Source organism: Streptomyces sp. NPDC088354 (assembly GCF_044753585.1).
Classification (GTDB): Bacteria; Actinomycetota; Actinomycetes; order Streptomycetales; family Streptomycetaceae; genus Actinacidiphila.
In genome coordinates, this window is the sequence record NZ_JBIVNJ010000100.1 from 1 (window position 1) to 6914 (window position 6914).

The window sequence follows — 6914 nt, forward strand, 5'->3', positions numbered from 1 at the left end:
GTCCAGTGCGGCAGGATACGTAACCAACGGGGCTCCCCGGCAGAAGAGTTGAGACGTCAGACATCTCGCTCAACCGTCGAGGAGCCTCGTCCGTTCTGCACGAGTCGCCGACCGGCCGACCGTCACCCGATCGGTGGCCTCGCTGAAAAGGCTCATTGTGTCCTGTCGTTGTCCACGCGCGGCCTCGCTTGGAGATGTCAATATGATCACGGACAAGGTCATAGACGGGATGGCCGAGTGGCAGTCCTGTTCACTCGACCCGATTTGAGTCCTATCGATGGTCCTGAGATCGGCACTCGATCAGGGCGTCGTCAGTTCCGGCGATTCTTGTCGTCGCGGACCGTCACCTCACTGGCTGGCGACCACGGCGGCGCTCAGCATCTCCCTGAGGACGGCGGTGCGCCGGGCCTGGCAGCCTCGAAGGCGGTGGCTGCGGCGAACTGGAGGCTGCGGACCTCGCGGTACTTCAGGAGGGCGCGAGGCGATTCTTGCCGCTGCGTCGCAGGGCGACCTGTGTCTGGTAGCCGGTCAACGACACCAGGGACGCCCTGGAGGCCCTGTAGCAGGCAGTGCTATGCCACCGTGGCATCACGGGGGCGACCTCAGCGCTCGTATGCCGCGGCGTGGGCGGGGTGACACTCCCCGCCAACGCGGGGACGACTTGAAGGTGATGTCCAGCGAACTTACGCACGTCGAAATACCCCCGCTCATGCGGGGACAACGCGAAGATGGGCATGGCGGAGCAGCACGAGTGCGAAAATCCCCCGCCCATGCCGGGACAACCTTGCTGAGCTGCGAAGTTGCTACGCGACTACGAGATGCGACGGTTTCGCAGTCGCGGTGGTTGGATACAGCGTACGCGGCTCACCTGTGCGGTTACCGTGCGCCTTGGGTCGGTACCCATAGAGGGCCGTGCGGGATCACGTTTGCTGGTGATAGGCGCGACGGGCCTGTCTCGTCACACGGCCCTGCGCGCCCTGCTGCGCATCCTGCTGCTCATGGGCGGACGCCCCGCGTGATGGCGTCGACGACTTCGCTCTGCGTCGGTGGCACCGCTATCGCACCGTGGTGATCGACGGCGAATACCATGAGCCGGTCGACGTACTTTCCGACCGCACCGCCGACACGCTGGAAGCGCGGCTGCGCCAGCATCCGGGCGTTGAGGTCGTCTGCCGTGACGTCTCCGTGACCTAACGCGGTGCAGGTCACCGGCAGGTTGCATCTGCGGCATGTGCGCACGTGGGGCGTTGATTGAGCGTGTGGCGGTGAGAAACCTTCGCGGCCCTGTCGCAGCAGGGCGGTGAAGCTGGGGCAACCCGAACCGGGAGGTGCCGGGAGGGTGGCAAGTGGTTTCGACGAAGCCGGGAGGTGTCAGCACCTGCCAGATGATGCGGTCCGGCGAGCGCCGTTGGTCCCGCCGCGGAGGGGGCGACCGCAGGGCGGTGGTAGGCAGGACACCCCTGATAAGACGCTGTTTGTTACGAGTATCCACGTGCTGTTCAGCGGGTGCGTGTGGCACGCCACGGTAAGGCGCAGGTGCCCCGCGGCTGCTGTAGTGCGCTTGTGCCCAGGCGCTCAATCGCGCACCGGGGCTGCGCGTGCGGCAGGCTGGAGGGGTGGATGATGCGTGGTTCGTGGTGCACGGTCCGTCGCCGCGGGGCGGCCGGCTGGTGACAATGCACCGCGCCGACTGCGGGGAGGACGACTATGTGGGAACGGCGTTCTCCGAGCCCTACCTGCTGCTGATCCTGCGGTCGGCCGGGCTGCCGGATCCGGACCTGGTGGTGGACGACCCGCGCTGGGTGGAATGGCGCGGGGCGGATCCGCACCGGTGGGGGAGTGGCTGAGCGTCTGACCTCAAGGGGGCTTTCCGCTCTGGCTGTCTCCGTGTCGTGCTGGCCGGCCGACCAGTGTGGGTGTCGTTCCGTCCGGTCAGCGGTGGCTGAATGCCGTGTTGACGGCGCTGGCCGCGGGCGGAGAGCCCCGCTCCTGCACGTACCCGTCGGTGTGGTGATGAGCGGCCTGGTTTTTTGGGGCAGCTCGGCGGGAGCCCGGGCCCCCGCCCGTGCGCGGTCCCATGGTGGTGACGAAGCGCCCCCGTACCGTGTTGAAGGCCCCAGCCCCTGGTTGCCGAGCCGGATCGTGTGGTGGCGACTGGTCCAGTCACGGGAGCACCGGATCGAGGACGGCATCTGGGTCGGAATTACCGAACGGGAACGCCGGGCGCTCTCGCAGCGCCGGCCGGCCCCGGCGTCCCGGAGCGCTCTGCTGGAGGCTGTCCGCCAGGTGCACCTGCAGGCCGGTGTCGGCTCTCGCGGTGGGCAGGCCCTTCCTGTGGCCAAGCTGACTGCAGCCGACTTACGGGGCGGGGTCGAGCCTTTAACCCCTCTTGTAGGTGACCGGTCCGGCTTCGGTAGAGATCTCAGATGTTGGGTGTGAACTGGGGATCCGTGGTGTTGAGGTAGTGGTTTGCTTCGTACTCGACGGGCGGGATGTGCCCGATCTCACCGTGGGCCTTCCTCACGTCCGCCACGGCGGTCATCGCCGACCACGGAGATTTTATTGAGGAGCGCGCCCGTGCACCTCGCGATTGACCTCGGCTGGATCCTGGAAGTCGCCCGTAACGCCGGACCGGACTATCCCGCCCCCGAGGACTTCGGCGTACCGCTCTCGGCCGTCAACCGGCACAAGGTTCAAGTCTTCGACCAGGGCGTTCAATGCGGCACCCTCTCCCGTGCCGCAGCCCTCGCCCACACCCTGGGGCTGCGCTGGCTGGAACGCTCCAACATGACCGTCGCCAACGCAGTTGCCGTCGCCTACCTTCAGGCCGCCGGCCGCACCGTCAAGCCCGGTCGCGAAGAAATCGGCGTCCTCGTCGACGAGCTGCGCTGGGAGGACTGCACGGTGCAGAGCGTGGTCAGCGTGCTGCGATCCTGGCCGTCGTGACAGTCGAGCGGGCCAGGGTCGCCCGCCCTGGTGTTGCTGACAGCCCCCTTGGGCACTTCCCCGTGTCAGTATCGCTAGTCTGACCCTGGCCTGTATGGCCACGGCATGGATGCCATTCGGATAACCCTTCCATGTCACGCCAGGTCCCCGAGATGTCTCGGGGACCTGGCGGCATACGACAGCGGCTGGCACCTACAGAGCAGGCCGAGGCGGGCTGGGCGCAGCAACGCCAACGGTCTCCGACCCGGGGGTGCCAACTCAGGATCACCGCTGCCGGGTGCCGCGATGGCCACTGGACCAATAGCAGAGCATTCGCGGCGCGCGTAGAGATCGAACTCTTGGAGGAGGGAAGGAATCGGCCGATAGGAATGCTCCAGGACAGCCTGGACAAGGCTGTGCAGAATGCGTTCACCCGCCCAGTTCCCCAGTCCGCTCCCGCCCGCATGCGGTACCTGGTCAAACAGCTCAAGGGCACCCGCGCCGTAGCCGAGTTGCTCGGGATCTCACAGCGGACGGTGGAGCGGTACGTCAAGGGCCAGCTCAAGGCGCCCCGCGCGGTGGCTCGCGTTGGAGATCTCCCTTTTACGCGCACCAGCAGCGTGCTGATGCGCCCGGGCAATGGTGGAATCCACACTGACGTCCCACGCGATCAAGCCTTTTGTGTCAGCCTCCGCCTGCAACTGCTCGAAGATCCGCTTGCAGGTGCGAACACGCTGCCAGCGCCGGAACAGGTTGTAGGCCCGGTCCCACGGGTCGTACCGCTCGGGCACGTCCCGCCACGGAGCACCCACCCGAGTGCGCCACCGTATGCCGTCGATCAATTGCCGACGCGTCCACGTCGGCGGCCGTCCTGGCTTCTTACCCACCGGCAGCAGCGCTCCGGCCGGGTCCACTGCTTGTCCGTCAGATCACCACGTCCCACAACGGGTGATCCTTCTCGACCCCAAGATCCACTTTCGCAACGGACCCTAATTCTGCCGGGCGACCCCGATGATCCGGCAGCATCGGTCGACTGGTGCCCGGGCAGGTCCATCGCGACGCCAACTCGGGGTAACGAGAGGTCCCGCCAACGGGAGTACAGTCACGATCTTTCACGGAATTACAGCCGAGCCATTTTTCAAAGATCCCCATCCTCCATCACGCCAGCTGTGTGATCCCTGCTTGTCGGAACGTGTCTGTTTCCTTGCATTTTCAAGAACACGATTTCTGCCAGGTTCGGTATTTCGGCCGAGAAATTTGCCCGGTCGGTGGTGGTAGTGGGGGACGCAGGTTCTTGCCCGCGTGTTCCATGCGGAGCATGGGTCCTGCCGTGATCGGCAGATATTGTCGTCCCGAGCGCCGGGTCTACGAAGGTCTTATGATTGAATGGTGTCGACGGGCGTTTCGTCGACTCGGCAACCAGGCTATCGGACGGGTCTCCGATGCGTGGTTCGCCTGCGTTGCTGGATGGGACCACTGCCGCGACCGGATGCGCCGCTGGTGCGGACTCGTTCGACAGCGTGAGGTGAGCAGCCTCGGCGGCAGACGAGTCGGGTTCCTCCACCTGATGAGCCGGCAGCGATCTTGTATCCACCTTGCCCGGGTGACCATCCGTTGACGAGGTGACGGGATCTTCAAGTCCTCCCGCACCATGGTTGATTTCTGGCCCGGAATCGTTAGCGGCTCCTTCCTCCTTCGGGAGGGCCGGCACCGAGAAATTATTCTGCTTACTTATACCACCGCTGAGAACAGGTGAACCCGACGACGGCACCTCGCGCCCTGGAGAACCATTCGGAGCCGTGCCGCTTGATGCTGACGCAAAAGGTTCAGCCGCCAAAAGGTGCGGGAGGAGGGCGCTCGGAGTAGACACTGGCTCCTGCACTTGACCTGACAGCGCTGCATGTTCCAAGGCTCCGCCGCTTCGGGTCTCAGTGGGAGGGGTGTCGTGTATTGGGGGTTGGGGTGTGGCGTCTGCGTGGTCGGGGGTGACTGGGGTGTGGGAGGGGGGTGGTGGGTCAGTGGGAGGGGTGTCGTGTATTGGGGGTTGGGGTGTGGCGTCTGCGTGGTCGGGGGTGACTGGGGTGTGGGACTCAGTTTGAATACTTTCACTCGCTCTCGGAGATTCCAAACGCTCGTTGACTGATATAGCCCCCACGCGGACAGCATGGGCTGATCGGTATTTCGCCATAAGTCTCGGCTGGATAAATGACTCCTCGAACCATTCGGACGGTCCCAGTGGAATTTTCCCGCCCATGGCGCTATGACGCCATCCCCAGAATCCGTTATACGCACCGTTGGCCGCCCCATTGATATGATCTCCGTGCAGCCCAAACATGGCATCCTGTACCGCAGCCTCTGTCATTCCTGTGACTGCACCCCATCCTGTGCTCCATGCGAAGTCACGGAATCCTGAGCCGAACTTTCCCGCATTCAGCCTAATTTCCCGCCTCGGAAGATTGACTACCTTGGTAATCGTCTTCAAATTATGGGCCCCTATCTTAGATGATACATCGCGACCCAGCGGTTTGATAAAATTGCGTAGTACTGAAATTCCCAGCAGGTTCATGCCGAATCCAACGGGTGCACCGACCAAGCCGTACAGTGCAGCACGCTTGTATTCTTCGGGATTCCAAGCAGTCCCCACACCTTTGTCCATGACGCGGATATTTCCTACCGTTAGCCACCCCACCGTCGCAGCGACCGACTCAATCATCCGACTGAGCATGTACTTAAACGCTTGTTCCATGAATTCCCGACACAAAATACGAGCAGCCAAAGTATGCTCAACAGCAGCCCCTGCCCCTCCGAAAAACCAGGTGACGCTATCGATCGCCAATTGAACCAGAAGGACCACGGCTGCACCAATAATCTCAGTGCGTAGCAGCATAATTTGGCCCGTTAGTTCGCGAAACATTTTGTCCGCTACGTGCGCTGCTTCCTCAATTTGGTCGATCAGCCCTTCACCGTCTCCTTCGATCAGGCCATCGAAGAAATTATCCGCCTCATCAAGCTGGCTTCGATCCACAGCCCACCGCAGGGCGTCTCTTGCTTCGGAGAGCAATCCTCGGAGCTCGCCAACCTTCTTCGCGGAATCTTCCCACATGTGAGCTTCTGCCAGGAGTCCGGCTTCGTACCCGGTAGGCCACTTGTTTCCGGTTAGAATCATAATAAGATTCTGCATTTCCGTCGTCATGTGGTGGGTGCCGACCAGGTCAGGCATGAAATTTTAGCCCTTCGGAGTATTTAACGTTGCCAATTGACATATGTCGAGTTGGCCACTCGTATGTCTTCGTAAGCGTCGCTTTGAGTATCACGGAGAGAAGCGAGCACTTCGGTAAGATTATCCGCCATTATATGCAAGGAATCTGCTAGTTTCGGGAATGCTTCAATAAGTTCACGCCTATGCGGAATAAAAATCCCCTCGAATGGCTTTCCAAGCACAGGATCATCGCCCCAGATTGGCACGATTCGCCCTGTAGTGGAAGCGCCAGATTTCACGTAATTGGAAATTCCCTCGGCCAACGAAGCCGCGTTCCTCATCTTTTCGATAGATCGTCGAAATATTTCGAAGTCAACGAAAAGGTGGCCCGCGAAGTTGTGTGGCGAGTAATCAGAAATATGGGGAGTATGTTCGTTCGGTATCCCGCCGGGGTAGTTTCGGTATCCGTCCGGGGGGCCAGGCGAAGGGGGCGGCTTAGGCGTTGGCGTCGACATTCATCCTCCAGTAATAGTCTCGATTTCGGTAGAGGCGAAATCTCACGTAAATAGCCACTCTCAAGTAGATCATCAAAAAATGACATGAACGCCATTCATGCGAACTCTTAACGGTGATGTGTTAAATTTTGATGAATCGATAACGCAAAGAGACGCTGTTCGCGATGGCACGACAACTGCCGACGTGCGTGACCAGTGCGTGGCGTTCTTCGGGATCTCCTCCAGCGTGGCCACCACGACCGCCTCGACCTCCTCCACGGAAATCGTGGGCGGCC

General features: G+C 62.0%; 4 protein-coding genes and 2 pseudogenes. 4 read left to right on the plus strand and 2 right to left on the minus strand.

Features of this window, described 5'->3' with window-relative positions:
* Positions 1 to 860: 860 nt before the first annotated feature.
* The 4 genes and pseudogenes from ACIP98_RS41560 to ACIP98_RS41575 form a co-directional block, all read left to right on the plus strand.
* Positions 861 to 1231 (plus strand): annotated as a pseudogene (locus ACIP98_RS41560) (transposase); the annotation flags it as partial.
* Between the two features lie 385 nt (positions 1232 to 1616).
* Positions 1617 to 1847, plus strand: coding sequence for a hypothetical protein (locus tag ACIP98_RS41565; protein ID WP_401981994.1), 231 nt, complete (start codon positions 1617 to 1619; stop codon positions 1845 to 1847).
* Positions 1848 to 2577: 730 nt separating this feature from the next.
* Entirely contained in the window at positions 2578 to 2946 is a 369-nt protein-coding gene (locus tag ACIP98_RS41570; RefSeq protein ID WP_401981997.1) for a fic family toxin-antitoxin system, toxin component, read from the plus strand.
* A 368-nt stretch (positions 2947 to 3314) separates the two neighbouring features.
* A pseudogene (locus ACIP98_RS41575) lies at positions 3315 to 3500 on the plus strand (XRE family transcriptional regulator); the annotation flags it as partial.
* Here the strand turns inward: ACIP98_RS41575 and ACIP98_RS41580 are convergent.
* Together ACIP98_RS41580 and ACIP98_RS41585 are read right to left on the minus strand one after the other, a co-directional pair.
* The gene (locus tag ACIP98_RS41580; RefSeq protein WP_401981999.1) at positions 3450 to 3839 is read right to left on the minus strand and encodes a transposase; all 390 of its coding nucleotides are present in this window, start codon (positions 3837 to 3839) and stop codon (positions 3450 to 3452) included. The pseudogene ACIP98_RS41575 and the gene ACIP98_RS41580 overlap by 51 nt on opposite strands.
* Before the next feature lie 224 nt (positions 3840 to 4063).
* A complete protein-coding gene (locus ACIP98_RS41585) occupies positions 4064 to 6145 on the minus strand; it encodes a hypothetical protein (RefSeq protein WP_401982000.1) in 2082 nt (693 codons plus the stop codon).
* Positions 6146 to 6914 lie beyond the last annotated feature (769 nt).